Here is a 22723-nt window from a genome sequence, read left to right on the forward strand (position 1 = left end):
GCTCAGCGCCGCGCTACGCCGGCTCTGTGCCCGAGCCACGCCCAGGGCTGCGCTCGGGCCATATTCCCACCGCTCGCAACGTCCCGTGGCGCTCCGTGGTCGATGCCGACGGCAGGCTGAAATCCGATGACGTGCTGGCCGAAACATTTAAGGCGGCCGGCGTCGATCTCGACAAGCCAATCATCACGACCTGCGGTTCGGGCGTGTCCGCAGCGATCCTCATCCTCGGGCTCGAAAACATCGGCAAGTCCGGCGTCGGATTATATGATGGCTCGTGGTCCGAGTGGGGCGCGACCCCCGATCTGCCGATCGAGACCGGCCCCGCAAAGCCGTGAGACGAACCGCATCGGGCCGTAAGGCCGATGACACTTTGGCATAGCTGGTGCTAAGCAGCAGACAACTGCCTAGAAGTTCGGCACCGGGAGGATTCTTACCGTGAGTGGACGTCGTCGATGAAAAAGATTGAAGCCATCATCAAGCCTTTCAAGCTCGATGAGGTCAAGGAAGCGCTCCACGAAGCGGGCGTCTCCGGCATCACCGTGATCGAGGCCAAGGGGTTCGGGCGCCAGAAGGGCCACACCGAACTCTACCGCGGCGCCGAATACGTCGTGGACTTCCTGCCGAAGGTGAAGCTCGAGGTCGTGCTGAACGACTCCGCCATCGACGCCGCGGTCGCCGCGATCCGCAAGGCCGCGCAAACCGGCCGTATCGGCGATGGCAAAATCTTCGTTTCAGCGATAGAAGGCGCCGTCCGGATCAGGACCGGCGAGACCGGGCCTGACGCGATCTAACCGTCGCGAAGCCTTGATAAAGCTCCGGTGTGATTTCAACCTTCCCCAAGGGAGTTCGATATGAAAACCGCAGCTGACGTGCTGAAGGCGATCAAAGACAACGACATCAAATACGTCGATCTGCGCTTCACCGACCCGCGCGGCAAGTGGCAGCACGTCACCTTCGATCAGAGCCTGATCGACGAGGAGATGTTCTCCGAAGGCACGATGTTCGACGGCTCGTCGATCGCCGGCTGGAAGGCGATCAACGAATCCGACATGACGCTCATGCCGGACCCGACGACGGCGACAATGGACCCGTTCTTCGCCGCGCCGACCCTCTCCATCATCTGCGATGTGCTCGAACCGGCGACCGGCGAGCCCTACGAGCGTGATCCCCGTGGCATCGCCAAGAAGGCCGAAGCCTACGCCGCATCCGCTGGCATCGGCGATTCCGTGTACTTCGGTCCGGAAGCCGAGTTCTTCGTGTTCGACGACGTGCGCTTCCGTTCGGACCCCTACAATACCGGATTCGTGCTCGATTCGACGGAATTCCCGTCGAACTCCGATACCGCCTACGAGGGCGGCAACCTCGGCCACCGCATCCGCACCAAGGGCGGCTACTTCCCGGTGCCACCGCAGGATTCGGCGCAGGACATGCGCGGCGAAATGCTCGCCGCGATGCAGAGCATGGGCTGCAAGGTCGAGAAGCACCACCACGAGGTGGCCTCCGCCCAGCACGAACTCGGTCTGAAGTTCGGTCCGCTGACGCAGATGGCCGATCACATGCAGATCTACAAATACTGCATCCATCAGGTCGCGCAGAGCTACGGCAAGACGGCCACCTTCATGCCGAAGCCCATCTTCGGCGACAACGGCTCGGGCATGCACGTGCACCAGTCAATCTGGAAGGACGGCAAGCCGCTTTTCGCCGGCGACAAGTATGCCGACCTAAGCCAGGAATGCCTGTGGTACATCGGCGGCATCATCAAGCACGCCAAGTCGCTGAACGCCTTCACCAATCCGTCGACGAACTCGTACAAGCGCCTGGTGCCGGGCTACGAAGCGCCAGTCCTGCTCGCCTACTCCGCCCGTAACCGTTCAGCATCGTGCCGCATTCCCTATACGTCCAATCCGAAGGCCAAGCGCGTGGAAGTGCGTTTCCCCGACCCGATGGCGAACCCCTATCTCGCCTTCACAGCGATGCTGATGGCCGGTCTCGATGGCATCATCAATAAGATCGATCCGGGCTCGCCGATGGACAAGGATCTCTACGATCTGCCGCCGGTCGAACTGGCCCAGATCCCGACGGTCTGCGGTTCGCTCCGCGAGGCGCTGGACTCCCTGAAGGCCGACCACGCCTACCTGACGGCCGGCGGCGTGTTCCACGATGACTTCATCGAGAGCTATATCGAGCTGAAGATGAAGGACGTGATGCGCCTGGAAATGACGCCGCACCCGGTCGAATTCGACATGTACTACTCATACTGATCGCGGTCTTCCCCGCAGCGAGAGAAGGGCCGGACCGAAAGGCCCGGCCCTTTTTTTGGCGCGAGAACAGGCGTAGCGCCTAAGCATCGGGCAATTCGACGAATCGACCTCTACAGGGACGCGGCGCGGGCCGACCACGCCGAAGTGGCGTGGCCCGCGACAGCGCGCTTCGCCTCGGTCCCGCCGGCGATCATCCCGCGATAGATCCTGGTAATCCGTCCGACGTGCGCATCCAGCGTCGACGGGTCGCGCCAATAGGCAGCGTAAGCGGCCTTCGACATCGCCGCGATCTTGAGATCGTCGCGCGTCACCGCAAGCGCCCGCGCAAGATCGTCGACGTCCTGGCTCTTGAACCACAGGCCGGTCACCCCGTCCTCCACCTCCTCGCGCCCGGCGCAGGCGTCCGATACGATAATCGGGACGCCGAGCCCTTTGGCTTCGAGCACGGTGAGCGGCTGCCCTTCATACCAGATCGACGGGAAGACGAGGGCCCGCGCCGCCCGCATCGCACTCTGCACGCCGGCCGGATCACGCCACCCGAGCAGCCGCGCTTCCGGATATTTCGCGGCAAGTTCGGCAGTTACCGGCCCGTCGCCGATGAACGTCGGGATCATGCCGATGCGCCGGGCCGCCTCGGCAAACAGCAGCGTGCCTTTTTCCGGCGACAACCGCCCGACGAAAATCACCTCGCCGGAAAGCGGGTCCGGCTTGGGGCCGAGGTCGGGGACCGAGACCGGGTTGGACACCCGGTGCAGCGTCACATGCTTCGGCACGAGCGGCGCGACGATGTCTTCCTGAAAGCCGGAAATCGCGATGTAATTGGAAAAGATGTCCGGCAAGTGGGCGATGCGTTTGGCCGTCAGGAGCCGGACGTTGCGCCACAGCTTTCTCAGATAATTGCGCGAATCGCAGTTCGTCGCCCAGCAGGCAGCCGAGAGCGGCGTCAGATGGCAGATGTGACGCCGCTGATAGTTGTAGAAGCCGCCGTTGGGACAGAACTGAAAATATTCGTGGATCGAATACACCGCCGGCAGACCGGAGCGCGCGATGGGCCCGGCGATCGAAGGCGACAGCGCCTTGGCCCAGCCATGGACGTGAACAATGGTGTTTTCCCGGGGCAGCCGCTGCAACAGGGCGTCCAGCGCCTTGGCGGCCGGCCCGTTCCAGATGCCCTGAACGGCGGCCGCGAGCTTCGACGGGTTGCCGATGAGATCGTCCTGATCCAGGCAGATCGTCTCGATGCCGGCTTCGGCAAGCTGCGGCGCGATCGGGCCGACCGCTGCGAAGATGATCGGTCGATGGCCCTGACGCTTCAGGCCGACGGCGCTGTCGAACGCGACCTTCGCCTGACCGCCCGTGATCGAGGCATGGTCGAAGCAGATGACGACGGTGAGGGGAGCATCGGCCATGCAGCGCCAGTTTCCGCTGGAGTGTATCGCGATGACTCTAGCCATCGACCGTTAAAGTCCGGTAAGTGGGACCGAGAGATGTTTTTGTTATGTTCCTCCTCGGCGCGGCCGTCGGCTTGCTGGGGGCGACCCTGAAACGAGACCCGGACGCATGGCGACCAATCGCGATCTTTTCGGTACAGCGCGCAAATTGCCCGAGCCACAGGCCCCGGCCCGCGCGCCGAAGCTGACCACCGGCACCCCGGACGAAGCCAATTACAACGCCTCCTCGATCGAGGTTTTGGAGGGGTTGGAGCCGGTGCGACGTCGGCCCGGCATGTATATCGGCGGCACCGACGAGGCGGCCCTGCATCACCTCTTCGCGGAAGTGCTCGACAATGCGATGGACGAAGCGGTGGCCGGCCACGCGACCTTCATCGACGTCGTCTTCGACGCGGAGGGATACCTCGCGGTGACGGACAACGGCCGCGGCATCCCGATCGACCCGCATCCCAAGTTTCCTAAAAAATCCGCGCTCGAAGTCATCATGACGACGCTGCATGCCGGCGGCAAATTCGATTCGGGCGCCTACCAGACTTCGGGCGGCTTGCACGGCGTCGGCGTCTCCGTCGTCAATGCCCTGGCGATCGACTGCGAGGTCGAGGTCGCCCGCGGACAGGTGCTCTACCGCCAGACCTTTGCCCGCGGCCTACCGACCAGCGAACTCGTCACCGTCGGCAAGGTGCTGAACCGCCGCGGCACCCGCGTCCGCTTCAAGCCGGATCCGCAGATCTTTGGCGCCGAAGCGCATTTCAAGCCGGCCCGCCTCTTCAAGATGGCGCGCGCCAAAGCCTATCTCTTCGGCGGCGTCGAGATCCGCTGGCACAATACGGCGCTGAATAACGAAGGCGGCACGCCACGCGAGGCGGTGTTCCACTTCCCCGGCGGCCTCAAGGATTATCTCGCCCAGGACACCCAGGGCAAAACCATGGTCGCCGACCAGGTTTTCACCGGCAAGGTGGTGAAGCCGGGCGGCCACGGCTCGCTGGAGTGGGCGATCTCCTGGCTCGCCGACGACGACGGCTTCGTCCATTCCTATTGCAACACGATCCCGACGGCCGATGGCGGCACCCATGAGGCAGGCCTCCGCGCGGCCCTGCTGCGCGGGCTGAAGGATCACGCCGAGCGCGTCGGCCAAGGCAAGCGCGCGAGTGTCCTGACGGCCGACGACGTGATGGTCTCCTGCGCCGCGCTGATTTCCGTCTTCATCAAGGAGCCGGAGTTTCAGGGCCAGAACAAGGGCCGCCTGATGACCGTCGAGGCCGCGCGCATCGTCGAGGGGACCATCCGCGACACCTTCGATCACTGGCTCGCCGGGCTGCCCTCGCAAGCGATGCGGCTGCTCGACTGGACGATCGATCGCGCCGAGGAACGCCTGCGCCGCCGTGCCGAAAAAGACGTCGCCCGCAAGAGTGCGACGCGCAAGCTTCGCCTGCCCGGCAAGCTTGCCGATTGCGTGAACACATCCGCGCAAGGCTCTGAGATCTTTATCGTCGAAGGCGATTCGGCCGGCGGCTCCGCCAAACAGGCGCGCGACCGGGCCAACCAGGCCGTATTGCCGTTGCGTGGCAAGATTCTCAACGTGGCCAACGCCACAAAGGACAAGCTCGCGGCCAATCAGCAGCTCGCCGATCTGACGCTCGCGATGGGTTGCGGCACCGGCACCCGCTACTCCGACGCGGACCTGCGCTACGACAAGATCATCATCATGACCGATGCCGACGTCGACGGCGCGCATATCGCCTCGCTGCTCATCACCTTCTTCTATCGCGAGATGCCGAAGCTGATCGAGACGGGCCACCTCTACCTCGCCGTCCCGCCGCTCTACCGGCTGACCCAAGGGACGACGCATGTCTACGCCCGCGACGACCGCCATCGCGACGAGCTGACGAAGAAGGTGTTGACCGGAAAGGGCAAAATCGACGTCAGCCGCTTCAAAGGCCTCGGCGAGATGATGCCGGCGCAGCTCAAGGAAACCACCATGGATCCCAAAAAACGCAACCTGCTGCGCGTGGTGATCCTGCCGGGTGATGCAGAGCGTACCGTGGATTCAGTTGAGCAGTTGATGGGTAACAAGGCCGAGGCGCGCTTCGCCTTCATCCAGGAGCGTGCCGCCTTCGCGACGGAACTCGTCGACATCTGAGCCGGCACGCGCAAGGCCGCTCGTTAATATTTAGGCGACCCTCGTTTTAACTATAAGAATGCTGGACGTCTCGCAGCGTTATTGTCGAAAGCATGGTGTTCGTTAGCAAAATAGGTCAATTCTTTTCGGGTCCGTCAATCTCCTGTTTACCCTGCTGCGGCATCTTCGAGACCTGCCCAGAGTTCAGGAGCGCGAAGCCGTGAAGCATTATGTCCGACGTTGGTTTGGCGACGAACGCGGCGCCTCGTTCGAGGGCATCGCGCTTTCCGTGTCGATCATCGCCGTCGGTTTCGTCGCTTCCGCCGATGTCCTGGACTACATGACGAAGAAACATGGTGCCGAGATCGGATCGGCCGTGCAGAGCGTGACCCGTGCAACCCCGACGGCGCCGTTCAATCCCGGCATCGACTACGCGCCGACGGCATCGGTCGGTGCGCTTCATAACCGTTACGTCATCGACCCCTGCACCGGCGTGATGAAGTAGGCAGACTTCACGTCGCGGGCGGCGCGGTATCGCCTGCCCCAAGAATCCGTTGCATCAGCACGACGTCGAGCCAGCGGTCGTGCTTCCAGCCCGCCGCCCCCAACGTTCCGATCGGCACGAAGCCGGCATTGCGATGAAGCCGGACCGAGCCGGCGTTGGCGCTGTCGCCGATCACGGCGACCATCTGCCGATAGCCGCGCGTCTCGGCCTCGACGATCAAGCGCGCCAACAAGGCGGCTCCGACCCCGCGACCCTGGCACTCGGTCCTGACATAAACCGAATCCTCGACGGTAAAGCGATAGGCCGGCCGGTCCCGATAGGCAAAGGCATAGGCGTATCCGAGGATGGCCATCCCTTCGCAGGCGACGAGAAAGGGATAGCCCTGCCCGACGATGCGCCGATGGCGCGCGATCATCTCGGCGTCGTCGGGTGGATCGAGTTCGAAGGAGCCCGTGCCGTGCAGCACGGCATCGCGGTAGATCGCGGCGACCTGGGCGATGTCCGCGGCCGCAGCATCGCGGATCGAAATCAAGCCGTGCCCTCATAGAGCCAACAGGCGGCATCCAGGCGGATGGCGCCAGCGTCGATCCGCCCCGCCAGCGCAGCCCGCAACATCGCCTCCCCCTTGGCCCGCTCCGCAGGCTCGCCATCGCGAAACAGCGCGGCGACGGGACCGGCATCGCCAAGCAAGGCCATAGCGTCCTCGACGGGGTCAGGGCCGATACCAATCGTCAACGTGGTCGCGACCGCGCTCGCCTTTACCTGGGAAAAGCCGGCGTCGCGCAGCATCCGGCAGGTGGCGTCGGCATCGGCCAATCCGAACGGACCAACCTGCCCCGTCGTCGGTTCCGGCGTCGGCAGCACGGATGCGACCTGCTCGAGCGGCCATTGCATCCACACGACGTCGGGTCGCGGTTGCCAGCACAGCAAGGCGAACCGGCCGCCAGGCTTGAGTGCGCGGCGAAGATTGGCGAAAGCCGCAAGCTGATCGGCAAAGAACATGACGCCGAAGCGCGAGATCATCAGATCGGCGGTCGCCGCAAAACCGTGGGTCATCGCGTCGGCCTGTAGCCACGTGATCGGCGCCACCGCAGCGTCGACGCGGCTTCGGGCATGATCCAGCATTGGCTGCGAAATATCGACGGCCAGGATCTGCCCGGTCGGGCCGATACGGACGGCCGAAAGCAGGCTGGTCTCGCCGCAGCCGCAGCCGACATCGAGGATGTGGTCACCCGCCTCGGGCGCGGCCGCCGCGATGAGAGCTTGCGTCAGGGGCGCAAAGACCCGGTCGAGACGCGCCTGATTGGCGACCCATTTTGCGCCGGCGATTTCGTTCCAATAGGTAATCTGATCGGCGTTCGACAGTTCGGTGGAAGTCGTCACGTCGATTACCCCTGAGACAGCGCCGCTGATAGCGGCGGCCGCAACTGTCTTACCGGGTCGAGAAATTGCGGGCTAGCGCCGTCGGCGCATTGCGCACCCGAGACGCTACGGATGGCTCTCGTGAAAGAGAAACCCGGCCGCCATCGTGGCGAGGATGTTGGCGTCATAGCGATGGCGCAGACCGAGCCCCAGTTTCACCCGCCGCTGCGCTTCCATCAGGATCGCGTCCGCCAGCCGCGCTTCCAATGCTTCATCGATCGGGCGGCAGCGCTCCACGACGCTGAGAGCCTGCACATAAGCATCGGCCAGAACCGGAACCTGTGTCGGCTGAAATCCGGCTTCAAGGACGTCGATTTCGCGTAACATGCCATCGTCTCCTACGAGACGTTTTTGTAACTGCTTTATGTCTTTTGTTAAACCATAGAGTGCCGCAGTGCTGAACGCGCGATAAAGGCTTTGCCACCGTTTTGTTTGACGGAGCCAGTATCCGTCAGCCGCTACGGTTCGGCCGCTGCCGCGACCTTGCGCATCAGGCTCGGCAGGGCTTCGCCCGCGAGCCCTTCCTCCAAAACCCAGCGGCAGCCATCGGGCGCCTGTGTCGTGGCCTTGACCGTCGCCAGAAACGGCGTCAGCACGAGTTCGAAATGGGTAAAGCCGTGCTCCACCGGCGCAAGCAGTCGCTGATAGGATGCCGCGAGCGGCCGGGCCGCCCCCTCGGGATCGCCGACAGCATCCCAGGCGCTGCCGGGAAATTCCGTCATCCCACCGAGCAGCCCCTTGGGCGGCCGCGTTCGGACGAGGACTTCGCCCGGCGCCCGTCTGACGTAGAAGACCGAGCCGTGACGCACCGGTCGCGCCGCCTTCACGACTTTGACCGGCAGAACGTCCTGGCGCCCGGTGATCCGCGCCACGCAGCCTTCGGCAAGCGGGCAGATCACGCAGGCCGGCTTGCGTGGGGTGCAGATGGTGGCGCCGAGGTCCATCATCGCCTGCGCATAGTCGCCCGGCCGCGCATCCGGTGTCTGCGCATCGGCGAGACGCCGGATCTCCGGCTTGGCCAAAGGGATCGACGTCTCGATGCCATGGAGGCGGACGATGACGCGGTCGACGTTGCCGTCGATGACCACAGCCCGCTGGTCGAACGCGATGGCCGCGACGGCCGCCGCCGTGTAGGCGCCGATGCCCGGCAGCGTCCGCAACGCGGCCTCGGTGCCGGGGAAGCGTCCGCCATGCTCCGCTACCACCACCTGGGCACAGGCGTGGAGATTGCGAGCGCGCGAATAATAGCCGAGGCCGGCCCAGCGCGTCATCACTTCGTCGACCGGCGCCGCAGCAAGATTGCCGACCGCCGGCCAGGCGTCGAGAAAGCTCACGTAATAGGCCTTTACTGCCGCCACCGTCGTCTGCTGCAGCATCACCTCGGAAAGCCAGACAGCGTAGGGGTCAGCGCGCTGGCCCGGTAAAGCCCGCCACGGCAGCGCGCGGCGATGGCGATCGTACCAGGCCAGCAGGCGCTCCGCCGCGCGCGGCGTTTCCTTTGCGGCGGTCAGCTTGCTAGAGTTGCGCGTCATGAAAAGACCGTCCCGTAAACGCAGCTGGTCACAACCGCTCGCCGATCTCGTCGGCGCGGCGATCCACCCTGTGCTTGCCCGCCAGGGTTTTGGCCAATCCGATGTGATTCTCAACTGGGACGACATAGTCGGCGAACGGCTTGCCGCCAACTCGCAGCCGATCAAGCTGCAATGGCCGCCGCGGCCGCCCGGCCGCCATCCCGACGCGCCACCCCAGTCGGCCACCCTGCAGATCCGCGTCGAAAGCGGTTTTGCCCTGGAACTGCAGCATATGGCGGATGTGCTGATCGACCGCATCAACGCGCACCTCGGCTGGCGCTGCGTCGGGCGTCTCGCGTTCAAGCAAGGCCCGATCGACCGATTGGCGCGCATCAAATCGCCGCGAGGCACGGTGACGGAAGCGCAGATGGCGGCTGCCGCCCCGCTTACCGTGGGCGTGGCCGACGACGCGTTGCGCGCGGCGCTGACACGGCTTGGCGCCCATGTTCTCAGCCGAGACGTCGCCAGCCGCGAATCCGCCACGGATCAGCCTTAACGCCTGCCGACGCGACCTTGCCCGGTTCTTCCAAACGGCTATGGTGCGCGCGTTTTCCGTCGCTTTTTCAATCCCTCGACGCCGGATGGTCTTATGGTCACGCTACGCAACGTCCTTCCTTTCTCCGGCAGCCGCCGCATGCTTGCCAAAGGCGTCGCCGCCATCGCGCTGAGCGTGTCGCTCGTGGGCGGTTCGGCTCAGGCCCAGAACGCCAAAGTTCCCGTTGAAGAGTTGATGGCCGCCCAAGCGCTGCCCGACATCGTCCAGGGCAAGGCCGATGCTCCCGTGACCATTGTCGAATATGCCTCGATGACCTGCACGCACTGCGCCGCGTTCCACACCGGAACCTATCCGACGCTGGTCAGCAAATACGTCGACACCGGCAAGGTGAAGTTCATCCTCCGCGAATTTCCGCTCGATCCGCTCGCCACTGCCGGCTTCATGCTTGCGCGCTGCTCGGGCCCGGACAAGCGCTCGGCGGTGGTCGACCTGCTGTTCACCCAGCAGAAGAATTGGGCCTTCGTCGACAAACCACTCGAAGCGCTTTCCGACATTCTCAAACAGACCGGCATGAGCAAAGACAGTTTCGAGACCTGCCTCAAGGATCAGAAACTTTACGATCAGGTGAACCAGGTGCGCGACGCCGGCTCGCAGAAATTCGGCGTCAGCGCGACTCCGACCTTCTACTTCAACGGCACCAAGGTCAGCGGCGAGCTCACGCCCGACGGCCTGGCGAAGATTTTGGATCCTCTTCTCAAGGGTTGAAGTCTCCTTGTCGCGCGCGGCGAAAGCGGCGGCTCCGACCTCGATTCGCACAGGAAAATAGGCCCGCGCCCTTGCACCGACGTGGCTTTCGCGCAGGGTGCGGGGTCACGGGGGCTGCGGCATGCATCTCAGCAAGCTCCGTCTCGTCGGCTTCAAAAGCTTCGTCGAGACGACGGAATTTTTGATCCAGCCGGGCTTGACCGGCGTCATCGGACCTAACGGGTGCGGCAAGTCGAACCTTGTCGAAGCGCTCCGCTGGGTGATGGGCGAAAACTCGTACAAAAGCATGCGCGCGTCCGGCATGGACGACGTGATCTTTTCCGGGGGCGGCGACCGGCCGGCCCGCAACATGGCCGAAGTCGGCCTCGTGCTCGACAACGCCATGCGCACCGCGCCGGCTCAGTTCAACGACGCCGACATCATCGAAGTGACCCGCCGTATCGAGCGCGAACAGGGTTCGACCTATCGCATCAACGGCCGCGAGTGCCGCGCCCGTGACGTACAAATCCTGTTCGCCGACGCCTCCACCGGTGCCAGGTCGCCGGCCCTCGTCCGCCAAGGCCAGATCAGCGAAATCATCGCCGCCAAGCCGCAGGCGCGCCGCCGGATCCTTGAGGAAGCTGCCGGCGTCGCCGGTCTCCACACCCGCCGCCATGAGGCCGAGCTGCGGCTGAAGGGGGCCGAGGACAACCTCACCCGCATCGACGACGTCCTCGGCCAGATCACCGCACAAGGCGACGGCCTGCGCCGGCAGGCCCGCCAGGCCGAGCGCTATCGTGCGCTGCAGTCCGACATCCGCCGACTGAATGCGCTCTCCATTCTCATCGACTACGACGCGGCGATGCTGGAGGTGACCGAGGCGCGCACCAAATTCGACGTCGACACCGCCCGCGTGGTCGAAGCGACGCGGCAGCAGGCCGAGGCGGCGCGCCACCAGGCTATCGCCGCGCATGGTCTGCCGGCGTTGCGCGACAGCGAGACCGAGGCCGGGACCGCCCTGCAGCGCCTGATCGTGGCGCGGGAAACCCTCGATGGCGAGGAGCGCCGCGCCAAGGGCCGGCTGACCGAGATCGAGCGGCGCATTTCCGAGATGACCGGCGATCTTGCCCGTGATCGCGCCGCGCTGGAGGATGCCGCCAGCGTGCTGGCTCGGCTCGATGCCGAGGAGGCGGACATGGCGTCGGGCGCTTCCGATGATGACGGCGAGCGCGATCTCCGCGAGGCCATCGCGGAAGCCGAGATGCTGCGCGGCGAGGCCGAGGCCGAACTGGCCGAAGCCCAGACCGAGCGTGCCGATGCCGAGGCCCGCCGCACCTCGCTCGGCGAGCGGCTGCGCGACGAAGGCACCCGCATGGCGCGGCTTGACCGCGAGTTGATGGCCGCCCGGGCGTCGCGGGAAGCGCTACAGGCGAGCCTGGAAGAAGCCGACGGACTCGAAGCCTCCGCCGAGCAGCTGGAGATTGCGGCCGAGACGGCGGAAATCGCGGAAACCGAGGCGCAGGACGCCGAGCAGGCCCATGCCGCCGCGCGCGACGCCGAGCTCGCGGCGCGGACGCCGCTCGCCGAGGCCGACCGCGCGGCGCAGCGGCTCGAAACCGAAGTCCGCACGCTGACGAAGCTGCTCGATTCCGGTTCGGGATCGAAATGGCCGGCCGTCACCGACTCGATCGACGTGTCCAAGGGCTACGAGGCGGCGCTCGGCGCGGCCCTGGGCGACGACCTCGATGCCTCGATCGACCCCGCCGCACCGGCCCACTGGGCCGAGGTCGCAGCAGACGGCGACGGTCTGTTGCCAGGCGACGCCGAACCGCTCTCCGGCTTCGTCCAGGCGCCGCCCGCGCTGCGGCGCGCGCTGGCGCAGATCGGCATCGTCGCCCGCTCCGATGGGCCGGCGCTACGTCTACGCCTGAAGCTAGGCCAGCGGCTCGTCTCGCGCGAAGGCGACATCTGGCGCTGGGACGGCTTTACCCAGGCGGCTGAGGCGCCGACGCCGGCCGCGCGGCGCCTCGTCGAGCGCAACCGCTTAACCGACCTGCGGATGGATGCCGAGTTCGCCCGCGAGCAGGCCGAGACGCTGCGCGATGCCGCCGACGCCGCACAGACCGCTCTCCGCGACGCCGCAACGCGCGAAAGCGCGGCGCGCACCACACAGCAGACCGCCCGCCGGGCGCTGGATGCCGCGCGAAGCCAGTATGCCACCGCCGAGCGCCGCCGCAGCGAAAGCAGCGCCCGCCTTGCGACGCTCGAAGCCGCCGAGGCCAATACCCTTGCGGCACGCGACGAGGCGGCGGAAAAGCACGCGGAATTCGAGATCGCTCTCGAAGCGCTGGATCCCACCCACGATCTCGCTGAAAAACTCGAAGCCGCGCGGCTTCGCGTGGCGGGCCATCGCGCCACCGAGACCGAAGCACGGTCCTCGCTACAGGCGCTGGCCAAGGAGCGCGAGACGCGTGATCGCCGCATGTCAGCCATCGCCGCCGAACGGCGCTCCTGGCAGGCGCGGCTGGAGCAGGCCGACAGCCACCGTGACGACATCGAGGCACGGCTCGAAGCGGCCACCGGCGAACGCGACGAACTGGCCAATGCCCCGGATCGCTTCGTCCTCGCCCGCCGCAATATTTTGAGTGATCTAGAAGCCGCCGAAGCCGCCTTGCGCGCCGCATCCGATGCCCGCCAAGCGGGCGAAGCCGCGCTTGCCGAATCGGACCGCGCGGCCCGGGCGGCGCTGGAGGCGATGAGCACGGCCCGCGAAGACAAGGCGCGCAGCGAAACGCGCGGCGAGGTCGCCGGCGTACGCCTCGAAACCGTGATCAAGACGGCAGCCACCGACCTCGAATGCGAGCCCGCCGGCCTCCCCGCGCTTGCTGGCGTCAAATCGGACGAGGAGCGCCCGGCCGCCGCGACCATAGCGGCAAAACTCGAATCGCTACGCGCCGACCGCGAGCGGCTCGGTGCGGTCAACCTGCGCGCCGACGAGGAGCTGGCGGCGATCGAGGAGCAGCGCAGCGCCCTCGACAAGGAGAAGGACGATCTGACCGAGGCGATCCGGCGTCTGCGTCAGGCCATCGGCAGCCTCAACAAGGAGGGCCGCGAGCGCCTGCTTGGCGCCTTCGAGGCGGTGAACACCCATTTCAAGGACTTGTTCACCACCCTGTTCGGCGGCGGCACCGCGGAGCTGCAGCTCGTCGAATCCGACGATCCGCTCGAAGCCGGCCTGGAAATTCTCGCCCGGCCGCCGGGGAAGAAACCGCAGGTGATGACCCTGCTCTCCGGCGGCGAGCAGGCGCTGACGGCCATGTCGCTGATTTTTGCCGTGTTCCTCACCAACCCGTCGCCGATCTGCGTGCTAGACGAGGTCGACGCGCCGCTCGACGACGCCAACGTCGAGCGCTTCTGCGACCTCCTCGACGAGATGCGGACCAAAACGGACACACGCTTTGTCACCATCACCCACAACCCGATCACCATGGCGCGGATGGACCGGCTATTCGGGGTGACACAGGCCGAGCGCGGCGTGTCGCAGCTGGTGTCGGTGAATTTGGCGGAGGCGGAGCAGCTGTTGGAAGCGGTGTGATAACACCGCGCGGTTCGGTAACAAGTTTGTAGCTTTACGATCAACACGACAGCGAATTCACGCGAACCTCGATTTCAGCATTTGCACAGATGCGTGAGCATTATAAGTCCGATTTACTTACTGTAAGCCCCTAGCTAAATACTTCCCGCCGAAATCGAGTGATGCTATATTTTAGTGCCCAAATTCGGGAGCGTCGCATGAAAGAAGTTGGTGGCCGATTTTTCCTAAGGATGAATGATCGTCCTATTAGCTTTTCTGATGGTTGTCTCGTAATCGACGGCGAAGAGGTGATCCAGAGGGTAGGCATCCACTATGTAGTGCATTCGCATAATAAAGCTCAGTTTTGTGGGCGGCCGGATGTTGAAAACGAAAACGCATTGGCGGCAAGAGACCGGTTGGCCAAGGTTGCAGGACTTCTAAACGAGGGAAAGCAACTCCAGGCGATCTTTTTGGCCAGTTCGATCAACTGGCTCTCACACAACCGAGTTTCGGATACGAGGAAAGCCAATTTCAACCCAGCCGAGCCGAGACAGTCGGGCAAATGGTCCCGAGAACGCGATCCCGGACGGCGCATCACTCTCGAATGGTAGCGTCTTGCCCTATTTCATCGAAGTGAAAACCGGCAACGATCCTGAATTCACACCGAATCAAAACAAGGTCTATCCTCTGATATGCATTGGAGGACACGCGACGTCGTTCGACCCGCGGATCAATCAACTAGGACTAATCCCAGGCGTACCGTTCCCACCGATGAAGATACTCCTTGTTCATACCTATGGTCCGGGACTTCCCATAACCCTCATTGATTACTGCGTATCCAATGGATTGGGGCCGTCCAATGCTCATTGACGCTACAACCGCAAAGGCTCTCATGTCCGTCATCATGATCAGCACGCAGGGTGCTGACATTTTAACTCCACAGCTTCCGCTTGAAGCATTCGACCGAGGCGACGCATGGCTGGTCACGGGAACCCCATATACCGACACGCGCAGGGGCTTGCAGTATTGTATGTGCCACATCTTCATCCGCAAGAATTCCGCTGAGGTGACGGGAATTGGCTGTGATGGGCGACAGATTTTGACGGAACAGGAAAAAGCCTACTGGTCAGGATTCATGACGAAGGCCGATTACGCTAGGGTTTTCGGTCCCCGGACTCGGTTCGAACCGGACGGCATTATGGATATCTATTATGCTGCCTATGGCGGCCTCATAAACAAGCCCGCAGATGCAGTCGAATACGCCCACGTGCTGATGCAAACGAAGCCGGCTCTCGCGACGATCCCGGTCACCGCCTTACAAGCAAAAGAGGACGCCAACGTCTGGCATGTCGCAGCACGGATGCCAGGACAGTCCGACAGCGTCGAGGTTGTCAGCTTTTCCCGCAGAACCGGCAAGCTGCTTTCGGGTGCTCTGTAGCGCTGATCATCTCGTAGAAAACAATGATCGACGGCGTCACCTTACCAGAGATCGCCAACGCTCACTCTCAATACGCTAAGGCATTGACATCGCGATACTTTATCCGAAACGCACCTTTATGGCCAAACCTTGACACTCGCGCTCCCCGTCTTTACAAGCCGGCGCAGTCAGGGGACGTAGAAGCCCTCGCCTTAAGCGCGCCACGGGAGAGCGATTTGGCGGAACAACCCAACCAGGACGATGATGCCGCGCTGCATGCGCGTCTGGCTCGTCTGTCGACCTCGCTCGATGCGCAGGACCAGGCGTCCAGCGACAAGGCGAAGACCGATCTCGGCAACAACACGCTCGGTGGCGCGATGAGCCTCGGCTTTCGCGTGCTGACCGAATTCGTCGCCGGCATCGTCGTCGGCGCATTGATCGGCTGGCAACTGGATGTTTGGCTGAAAACATCGCCGATTTTGTTGATCGTCTTCTTGACTCTCGGCACCGCGGCGGGGTTTTGGAACGTCTATCGTATCGCGGTAAAGCCGACCGGGCGAGGCCCGCTCTAATTCGACTTCAACGACGGCGCTCGCGCCTCTGATCTAGGGACATCGACGTGGCGGCAGAACAGGGCATCGACCCGATCCATCAGTTCCGGATCGAACCGATCATTCCGATCCACATCGGCGGCTTGGACCTTTCGTTCACCAATTCCTCGCTGTTCATGGTCATCGTTCTCGGCTTGGCCTGCGCCCTTATGATTCTCGGCACCAGCGGCAATGCCCTGGTGCCAGGAAAAATCCAGTCGGCCGCCGAGATGAGCTACGAGTTCGTCGGCAACATGATCAAGCAGACGGCCGGCACGGAGGGCATGCGCTTCTTCCCCTTCGTCTTCGCGCTTTTCATGTTCGTAATCTTCTCGAACATCGTCGGCCTTGTCCCCTACTCCTTCGCCGTCACCAGCCAGATCGTCGTGACTTTCGCCCTGGCTATTCTGGTGATTGCCGTCGTCATCATCTACGGCGTGATGCGCCACGGCACGCACTTCCTGAAACTGTTCGTACCGTCGGGCGTCAGCCCGCTGCTGTTGCCGTTCATCGTGCTGATCGAGGTGATCTCCTTCGTGGCCCGGCCGATCAGCCTCTCTGTTCGTCTGTTCGCCAACATGCTGGCGGGCCACATCACCCTCAAAGTCTTCGGCGCCTTCGTCGCCTCGCTCCTCGGCGCCGGCGCGTTCGCCGTGATCGCGCCCCTGCCTCTCGCCATGACCGTCATCCTCACCGGCTTCGAACTGCTCGTCGCCGTGCTGCAGGCCTATGTCTTTGCGATCCTCACTTGCGTCTATCTCAACGACGCAATTCATCCGGGCCACTGAATAAATATCAACAACAGATCGGTGCCCGATCTTTAAAACTCGGAGTTTTCTTATGGATCCTGTAGCAGCCAAGTACATCGGCGCCGGTCTTGCCGCCATCGGCATGGGCGCCGCCGCCATCGGCGTCGGCCTGATCTTCGGCCCGTTCCTTTCGGGCGCCCTGCGCAACCCGTCGGCGTCCGACGCCCAGTTCGGCCGCGCCTTCATCGGCGCCGCTCTCGCCGAAGGCCTTGGCATTTTCGCCTTCCTCGTCGCGATCCTCCTGCTCTTCGTGATGAAGTAAGCAGTGCTTCCTTGGGCGCGTCCTCGACGGACGCGCCTTTTCTCCGCCTGACCATTCGAGACCAGAATTCATGGCCACCACCGAGACTGCAGGAACGGAAGCGCCCGGCGCTCCGCACGAAGCGGCCTTTCCGCCGTTCGATCCCGGCACCTTTTCGTCGACGCTGGTCTGGCTCGCGCTGACCTTCGGCGCGCTGTATTTCATCATGAAGCGCGTGGCCCTGCCCCGCGTCGAAGGCATCCTCCAGACCCGCGGCGACAAGATCCGCGGCGATCTCGGCGCTGCCTTCAAGATGCGCGAAGAGGCCAATCAGGCCGCCGCCGCCTACGAAAAGACGCTGGCCGAAGCCAAAGCGGGTTCGCAGGCGCTGGCTCAGGAAACCCGCACCCGTGTCAAGACCGAGCAGGACGCCAAGCGGAAAGCCCTGGAATCCGAGCTCAACGAAAAGCTCATGACCGCGGAAACCCTCATCGCCGACAAGAAGGCGAGCGCCATGGCGAGCGTCGGCCAGATCGCCAACGAGGCGGCCTCGGCGATCGTTCAGCACATCACCGGCAAGCCGGCCGATATGACCGCCATCGCCGCGGCGATCGCCGCAGCCAAGGTCTGAGAGTTTAGTCATGGACGCAGAATTCTGGGTACTCGTCGGCTTCGTCATCTTCGTCATGCTTGCCGCCTATCTCGGTGTACATTCGAAACTCGGCGCCTTGCTCGACGCCCGTGGGGCGCGAATCCGCGCTGAACTCGACGAGGCCGAGCGCCTCCGCAAGGAAGCTGCCGCCGTGCTCGCATCCTTCGAGGGCAAGCGCGCCGAAGCCGAGCGCGAAGCGGCCGCCATCGTCGAGCAGGCCCGCGTCGAAGCGGAGATGATCGCCAAGGAGGCGCAGGAGCGTCTGGCCGATTTCGTCACCCGCCGCACGGCGCAGGCCGAAGCCAAGATCGCCACGGCGGAAACCAACGCGATGGCGGAAGTCCGTGCCGCCGCCGCCGATGCAGCCACCGCTGCCGCCGAGATCGTGCTGCGCAGCGAAGCCAAGGGTTCGCTCGGCGATCAGCTGCTGACCCAGGGCATCGGCGACGTGAAGCGCCTCGCGCACTGAACTCCCGACGTCATAAATTCAAAAGGCCGGGCGATCTGCCCGGCCTTTTTTGGTTCAGGCCCGATCGGGCGCGACTACTGCGTCGCTGCAGCCGCCGCGACAGGCTTCGTCTTGTGCTTACGCGCCGGCTTGTCCGCAACGTCGCCACCCTTGCCCGAGTCGATGCCGATCTTGATGCTGTAATCCTGAGCCGTCCGACCGGCACCGAAGGGGATCACGAGCGAATCGGCGACAAGCGTATAAGGCGTGCCGGTCTGGCCGGTCGGGATCGACGCCGCCACTTTGTAGAGCTTGCTGAGAAAAGGCTTGTCGTCGACCTTGTTGACGATGGCGATGCGGATCGGCACGTCGAAGGTTCCAGGCGCGCCTGCAGGCCCGAGCAACACCCGCCCCTCGACGCCGACCTTGAGGACCATCTGGTTGTTCGACAGCTGACATTCGCGCGCGACGTCGCTGATCGAATACTGATGCTTCAGGCCCGCATTGCCGGCGGCATTGGCCGCCATGATCCGCGCCGCACCCGTCCCGTCCAGCACGGTGATCTCCGGGCACCCTGAGGGCGACGCGTTCTGCGGTGGCAGTGGCGGTTTCCCCATGCCGAAGAACTTCTTCACGCTGGTGGCGCTGCCGCTGAATGTCTGGCCCATCTTGGACATGAAGCCGTCGTCGGCATCATCATCGTCTGCCCGAGCGGGCGATGCGGAAAGCGACATCAGCACGACCGACACCGCTGCCGCGGCGCTCAGGATCGGACGCAAAGCGTCCCGCCCTCCTCGATTCGTTTCAAGCCTCATGTCCGCCTCCCTTGTCGTCCACACGCATCATAAGTTTATAGTATCTGCCGCTCAGGGCAGCTCGGCAAACGCATCGGTGAAGCCGGTGAGGTTCAGCGGAATGCCGATTCCCTCTTCCGGCGTCTGGAAGATGATGAAGACCGCGCTCTTGCCGGTTTTGAGCTGGTCGAGAAGCTTGTCTTCCATGACCACCTCGGCGACGCAGCCCGTCGGCAGGCAGCGTACGAACCCGGCGTGGCCGATATCGGTATCATCGATCTTGAGGCCGAGCCCGGAGGGAATCAGAACGCCAAGCGGTGCGATCACCCGCAGCAGGCGATTCTTGCCGTCCGCCGTCTTCAACACGATCACGATAAGATTGATGTTCGACCGGTCTTCCGCGGCGATGCTCTGCAGCAAAGCGCACTGCTCCTTGGCTGCACCAGGCGGCGTCTCGCACCGCACCTGCCAATCGCCATGCTTGCCCTTGACGACGCCTTGCGCCTGCGCCGGAGGCGAGGCGAGCAGGAACACGCCGAAGACGAGCGAGACGATTTTCCACGTCGCGGCGGACCGAAGCATCACGGGCAATCTCATACGGTCCTTCTTGCGTCTCGGAACGGCCGAAGCCGCACGCATGGGTCGAACAGCCCAAGCCGGAGAGGCCCGAACCGTCCAGCTGTCTTAAAGCGTGAGCGCTATGGCAAAAACGAGACGGAAGCGAGCCAAATGTCGCGCTTTTATGCCGCGAAAACCTAAGACTTAGATTGTTGCGCTCGGGTTCGCTTTATGGTTTGGAACAATTAAGGTCGGCTAGGGTCGCCGGCATGCCAACGGGGGACGTTGGCATGCGGAAGGTGGCGCGCAAGCCGCTCAGCGGAATTGGGATGAACATGAGAACTTTCGGTCAAGCCGTGTCCGCCCGGACGCTGCCAATTGTCCGGTCTGCAACGATGGTCGCATCGATGGCCATCCTCACCACCGCGGCCCGCGCCGACGGGTATCCCGTCCCAGGGCAGATCGGCTTCCAGGAGGCCGTCACCCCGATCGCCCGGGAAATGCACTTCTTCCACAATGCGATCCTGATGCCGATCATCACGATCATCACCTTGTTCGTCGCCGGACTGCTGCTTTGGGTGATCTTCCGCTTCAACGAGAAGGCCAACCCGGTGCCCTCGCGGACCACGCATCACACGATGCTGGAGATCGCCTGGACCATCCTGCCGGTGCTGATTCTCTTCATCATCGCCATTCCGTCGATGAAACTGCTGACCAACGAGCTCGTCGTTCCGAAGTCCGACATCACCCTCAAGGTCACGGGCAAGCAGTGGTTCTGGAGCTACGAATACCCCAAGGACCAGAACGGCGGCTTCGCCTTCGATTCGTACCTTCTCAAGGGTGATGACGTGAAGGCCGACGATATCCGTCAGCTTTCCGTCGACAATCAGGCCGTCGTACCGGTCAACAAGGTCGTCCACGTTCTCGTTACCGGCGCCGACGTCATCCACAGCTTCACGGTGCCGTCCTTTGGCGTGCGTATCGACGCCGTCCCAGGCCGGATGAACGAGACCTGGTTCAAGGCCGAGAAGGAAGGCACCTACTACGGCCAATGCTCGAAACTCTGCGGCAAGGACCACGCCTTCATGCCGATCGCCTTCAAAGTCGTGAGCGAGGAGGCCTATACGGCCTGGCTGAACGACGCGAAGAAGAAGTTTGCCTCCGCCGAGACAAAACCCGTCCATCTTGCCGGCGCCGAGTAACGACGCCCGCGATTTCCAGAGCCGTAATATTATCAGCGTGACGCCGACGCGCCGCTCGAGATCAGGATACAGACGATGGATACACTCGCTGCCGGTCATCATGAGCACGCCATCCCGACGGGATGGCGGCGTTACATGTATTCGACGAACCACAAGGACATCGGTACCCTCTACCTGATCTTCGCGATCACGGCGGGGCTGATCGGTGGCTTCCTTTCCGTGCTGATGCGCATGGAACTGCAGAGTCCGGGTATCCAGGTGTTCGACAAGATCGCGAAGCTGCGCGGCGCCGATCCCGACCTGGCGATCGAAGCGGCCAAGAATCTCTACAATGTCGCCATCACCAGCCACGGCCTGATCATGATCTTCTTCATGGTCATGCCTGCCCTCATCGGCGGCTTCGGCAACTGGTTCGTTCCGATCATGATCGGCGCGCCGGATATGGCTTTCCCGCGGATGAACAACATCTCGTTCTGGCTGCTGCCCGCCTCGTTCGGCCTTCTCGTGATCTCGCTGTTCATGGAAGGCGCGCCGGGCATGCAGGGGTTCGGAGGCGGTTGGGTGATGTACCCGCCGCTGTCATCGAACACCGGTCATCCCGGCCCGGCGATGGACTTCGTGATTCTCTCGATCCACTTGGCCGGCGCCTCGTCGATCTTGGGCGCAATCAATTTCATCACCACGATCTTCAACATGCGCGCCCCCGGCATGACGCTGCACAAGATGCCGCTGTTCGCCTGGTCGGTTCTCGTCACCGCGTTCCTGCTCGTCTTGTCGCTTCCGGTCCTCGCCGGCGCAATCACCATGTTGCTGACGGATCGTAACTTCGGCACGACCTTCTTCGATCCGGCCGGCGGCGGCGATCCTCTGCTGTTTCAGCACCTCTTCTGGTTCTTCGGCCACCCGGAAGTGTACATTCTTATCCTGCCCGGCTTCGGCATTGTCAGCCACATCATCTCGACCTTCTCGCGGAAGCCGATCTTCGGCTACCTCGGCATGGCCTACGCCATGGTCGCGATCGGCGTGGTCGGCTTCGTGGTGTGGGCTCACCACATGTACACAGTCGGTCTTTCCCTCACGACGCAGCGCTACTTCGTCTTCGCGACGATGGTCATCGCCGTGCCGACGGGCGTAAAGATCTTCTCCTGGATCGCGACGATGTGGGGCGGGTCGATCTCGTTCCGCGCGCCGATGCTCTGGGCGACCGGCTTCATCTTCCTGTTCACGGTCGGCGGCGTCACCGGCGTCGTCCTCGCCAACGCCGGCATCGACCGTGCGCTGCACGAGACCTATTACGTGGTGGCCCACTTCCACTACGTGCTGTCGCTCGGCGCGGTCTTCGCGCTGTTCGCCGGCTTCTACTACTGGTTCCCGAAAATGTCGGGCTACATGTACAATGAGACCCTGGCCAAGTGGCACTTCTGGATCATGTTCGTGGGCGTGAACGTCACCTTCTTCCCGCAGCATTTCCTTGGTCTCGCCGGCATGCCGCGCCGCTACATCGACTATCCCGATGCCTATTCGATGTGGAACGCGATCTCGTCCTACGGGGCCTACCTGTCGTTCGCTGGTGCGTTGCTGTTCGTCTACATCATCTTCGAAGCCTTCCAGAAGAAGGTGCTTGCCGGTGACAACCCTTGGGGCGTCGGCGCGACGACCCTGGAGTGGACTCTGTCCTCGCCGCCGCCCTACCATCAGTTCGAGACGCTGCCGCGCATCACGGGCTCGAGCCACTAAGACTGTACGCCGGGCACGCTCGTGCCCGGCCTCCCCGAGGGTTCGTCCCTCATCGTCGTGGGCCTCAATCCACGACGCACGGCGGGCAAGGGTTGCCCGCTTCGTGAAAAGCGCGCACGTGCAGCATATCGC

The 22723-nt window shown here is 63.6% G+C and carries 24 protein-coding genes; 17 read left to right on the plus strand and 7 right to left on the minus strand.

Translation table 11 applies throughout. From position 1 onward, the window contains the following. From GSQ79_RS17805 to glnA, 3 genes are all read left to right on the plus strand, one after another. On the plus strand, window positions 1-335 hold a 335-nt coding region (locus GSQ79_RS17805), incomplete at its 5' end, for a sulfurtransferase (RefSeq protein WP_256379037.1). 117 nt (window positions 336-452) lie between these two features. Further along, window positions 453-791 carry a P-II family nitrogen regulator gene (locus GSQ79_RS17810; RefSeq protein ID WP_158810017.1) on the plus strand — a complete coding sequence of 113 codons (339 nt, stop codon included), beginning with the start codon at window positions 453-455 and terminating at the stop codon, window positions 789-791. A gap of 60 nt (window positions 792-851) precedes the next feature. Then, entirely contained in the window at window positions 852-2261 is a 1410-nt protein-coding gene (gene glnA, locus GSQ79_RS17815) for a type I glutamate--ammonia ligase (protein WP_158810018.1), read from the plus strand. 110 nt (window positions 2262-2371) lie between these two features. Here glnA and GSQ79_RS17820 read toward each other — a convergent pair whose 3' ends face one another. Next, on the minus strand, window positions 2372-3670 hold the full coding sequence (locus GSQ79_RS17820) for a glycosyltransferase family 4 protein (protein WP_158810019.1): 1299 nt from the start codon (window positions 3668-3670) through the stop codon (window positions 2372-2374). A 151-nt stretch (window positions 3671-3821) separates the two neighbouring features. Between GSQ79_RS17820 and parE the strand changes: the two genes are divergently transcribed. Together parE and GSQ79_RS17830 are read left to right on the plus strand one after the other, a co-directional pair. Next, on the plus strand, window positions 3822-5852 hold the full coding sequence (gene parE / locus GSQ79_RS17825) for a DNA topoisomerase IV subunit B (protein WP_158810020.1): 2031 nt from the start codon (window positions 3822-3824) through the stop codon (window positions 5850-5852). A gap of 199 nt (window positions 5853-6051) precedes the next feature. Further along, on the plus strand, window positions 6052-6336 hold the full coding sequence (locus GSQ79_RS17830; protein WP_158810021.1) for a hypothetical protein: 285 nt from the start codon (window positions 6052-6054) through the stop codon (window positions 6334-6336). Between the two features lie 7 nt (window positions 6337-6343). Here the strand turns inward: GSQ79_RS17830 and GSQ79_RS17835 are convergent, their stop codons facing one another. The 4 genes from GSQ79_RS17835 to mutY all read right to left on the minus strand — a co-directional run bounded on the left by GSQ79_RS17835 (window position 6344) and on the right by mutY (window position 9290). After that, entirely contained in the window at window positions 6344-6868 is a 525-nt protein-coding gene (locus GSQ79_RS17835; protein ID WP_158810022.1) for a GNAT family N-acetyltransferase, read from the minus strand. Continuing rightward, on the minus strand, window positions 6865-7719 hold the full coding sequence (locus GSQ79_RS17840) for a class I SAM-dependent methyltransferase (RefSeq protein WP_158810023.1): 855 nt from the start codon (window positions 7717-7719) through the stop codon (window positions 6865-6867). Before GSQ79_RS17840 ends, GSQ79_RS17835 begins: the two co-directional genes overlap by 4 nt. A gap of 105 nt (window positions 7720-7824) precedes the next feature. Further along, entirely contained in the window at window positions 7825-8085 is a 261-nt protein-coding gene (locus GSQ79_RS17845; protein ID WP_158810024.1) for a hypothetical protein, read from the minus strand. 131 nt (window positions 8086-8216) lie between these two features. Further along, window positions 8217-9290 carry an A/G-specific adenine glycosylase gene (gene mutY / locus GSQ79_RS17850; protein ID WP_246725413.1) on the minus strand — a complete coding sequence of 358 codons (1074 nt, stop codon included), beginning with the start codon at window positions 9288-9290 and terminating at the stop codon, window positions 8217-8219. Here mutY and GSQ79_RS17855 point away from each other — a divergent pair. The 10 genes from GSQ79_RS17855 to GSQ79_RS17900 all read left to right on the plus strand — a co-directional run bounded on the left by GSQ79_RS17855 (window position 9289) and on the right by GSQ79_RS17900 (window position 18321). Continuing rightward, window positions 9289-9825, plus strand: a complete 537-nt coding sequence (locus GSQ79_RS17855) for a DUF721 domain-containing protein (RefSeq protein ID WP_246725414.1) — start codon at window positions 9289-9291, stop codon at window positions 9823-9825. The two genes, mutY and GSQ79_RS17855, sit on opposite strands and share 2 nt — an antisense overlap. Window positions 9826-9918: 93 nt before the next feature. Beyond that, entirely contained in the window at window positions 9919-10590 is a 672-nt protein-coding gene (locus GSQ79_RS17860) for a DsbA family protein (protein ID WP_158810026.1), read from the plus strand. Between the two features lie 121 nt (window positions 10591-10711). Beyond that, window positions 10712-14164: a chromosome segregation protein SMC gene (smc, locus tag GSQ79_RS17865; protein WP_158810027.1), complete on the plus strand. Its 3453-nt coding sequence runs from the start codon at window positions 10712-10714 to the stop codon at window positions 14162-14164. 197 nt (window positions 14165-14361) lie between these two features. Next, on the plus strand, window positions 14362-14754 hold the full coding sequence (locus GSQ79_RS17870) for a hypothetical protein (RefSeq protein WP_158810028.1): 393 nt from the start codon (window positions 14362-14364) through the stop codon (window positions 14752-14754). 281 nt (window positions 14755-15035) lie between these two features. Then, on the plus strand, window positions 15036-15581 hold the full coding sequence (locus GSQ79_RS17875) for a hypothetical protein (protein WP_158810029.1): 546 nt from the start codon (window positions 15036-15038) through the stop codon (window positions 15579-15581). 23 nt (window positions 15582-15604) lie between these two features. Then, entirely contained in the window at window positions 15605-16132 is a 528-nt protein-coding gene (locus GSQ79_RS17880) for an AtpZ/AtpI family protein (protein ID WP_158810030.1), read from the plus strand. Window positions 16133-16179: 47 nt separating this feature from the next. Continuing rightward, entirely contained in the window at window positions 16180-16938 is a 759-nt protein-coding gene (locus GSQ79_RS17885) for a F0F1 ATP synthase subunit A (RefSeq protein WP_158810031.1), read from the plus strand. Window positions 16939-16990: 52 nt separating this feature from the next. Further along, window positions 16991-17221: a F0F1 ATP synthase subunit C gene (locus GSQ79_RS17890; RefSeq protein WP_158810032.1), complete on the plus strand. Its 231-nt coding sequence runs from the start codon at window positions 16991-16993 to the stop codon at window positions 17219-17221. Window positions 17222-17291: 70 nt separating this feature from the next. Continuing rightward, a complete protein-coding gene (locus GSQ79_RS17895) occupies window positions 17292-17831 on the plus strand; it encodes a F0F1 ATP synthase subunit B' (RefSeq protein WP_158810033.1) in 540 nt (179 codons plus the stop codon). Window positions 17832-17841: 10 nt separating this feature from the next. Then, window positions 17842-18321, plus strand: a complete 480-nt coding sequence (locus GSQ79_RS17900; protein WP_158810034.1) for an ATP F0F1 synthase subunit B — start codon at window positions 17842-17844, stop codon at window positions 18319-18321. Between the two features lie 74 nt (window positions 18322-18395). Here GSQ79_RS17900 and GSQ79_RS17905 read toward each other — a convergent pair whose 3' ends face one another. Together GSQ79_RS17905 and GSQ79_RS17910 are read right to left on the minus strand one after the other, a co-directional pair. Continuing rightward, a complete protein-coding gene (locus GSQ79_RS17905; protein ID WP_158810035.1) occupies window positions 18396-19115 on the minus strand; it encodes a hypothetical protein in 720 nt (239 codons plus the stop codon). Window positions 19116-19166: 51 nt separating this feature from the next. After that, on the minus strand, window positions 19167-19691 hold the full coding sequence (locus GSQ79_RS17910) for an invasion associated locus B family protein (RefSeq protein WP_158810036.1): 525 nt from the start codon (window positions 19689-19691) through the stop codon (window positions 19167-19169). Between the two features lie 368 nt (window positions 19692-20059). On the opposite strand from GSQ79_RS17910, the gene coxB reads away from it, so the two are divergent. Then, window positions 20060-20854 (plus strand): cytochrome c oxidase subunit II, encoded by a 795-nt coding sequence (gene coxB, locus GSQ79_RS17915; RefSeq protein ID WP_246725415.1) that lies wholly within the window; start codon window positions 20060-20062, stop codon window positions 20852-20854. Between the two features lie 75 nt (window positions 20855-20929). After that, window positions 20930-22591 carry a cytochrome c oxidase subunit I gene (gene ctaD, locus GSQ79_RS17920; RefSeq protein ID WP_158810038.1) on the plus strand — a complete coding sequence of 554 codons (1662 nt, stop codon included), beginning with the start codon at window positions 20930-20932 and terminating at the stop codon, window positions 22589-22591. The last annotated feature ends 132 nt before the right edge of the window (window positions 22592-22723 follow it).

Origin of the sequence: Beijerinckia sp. L45 (assembly GCF_009765775.1) — a bacterium.
Taxonomy (GTDB): domain Bacteria; phylum Pseudomonadota; class Alphaproteobacteria; order Rhizobiales; family Beijerinckiaceae; genus RH-AL1.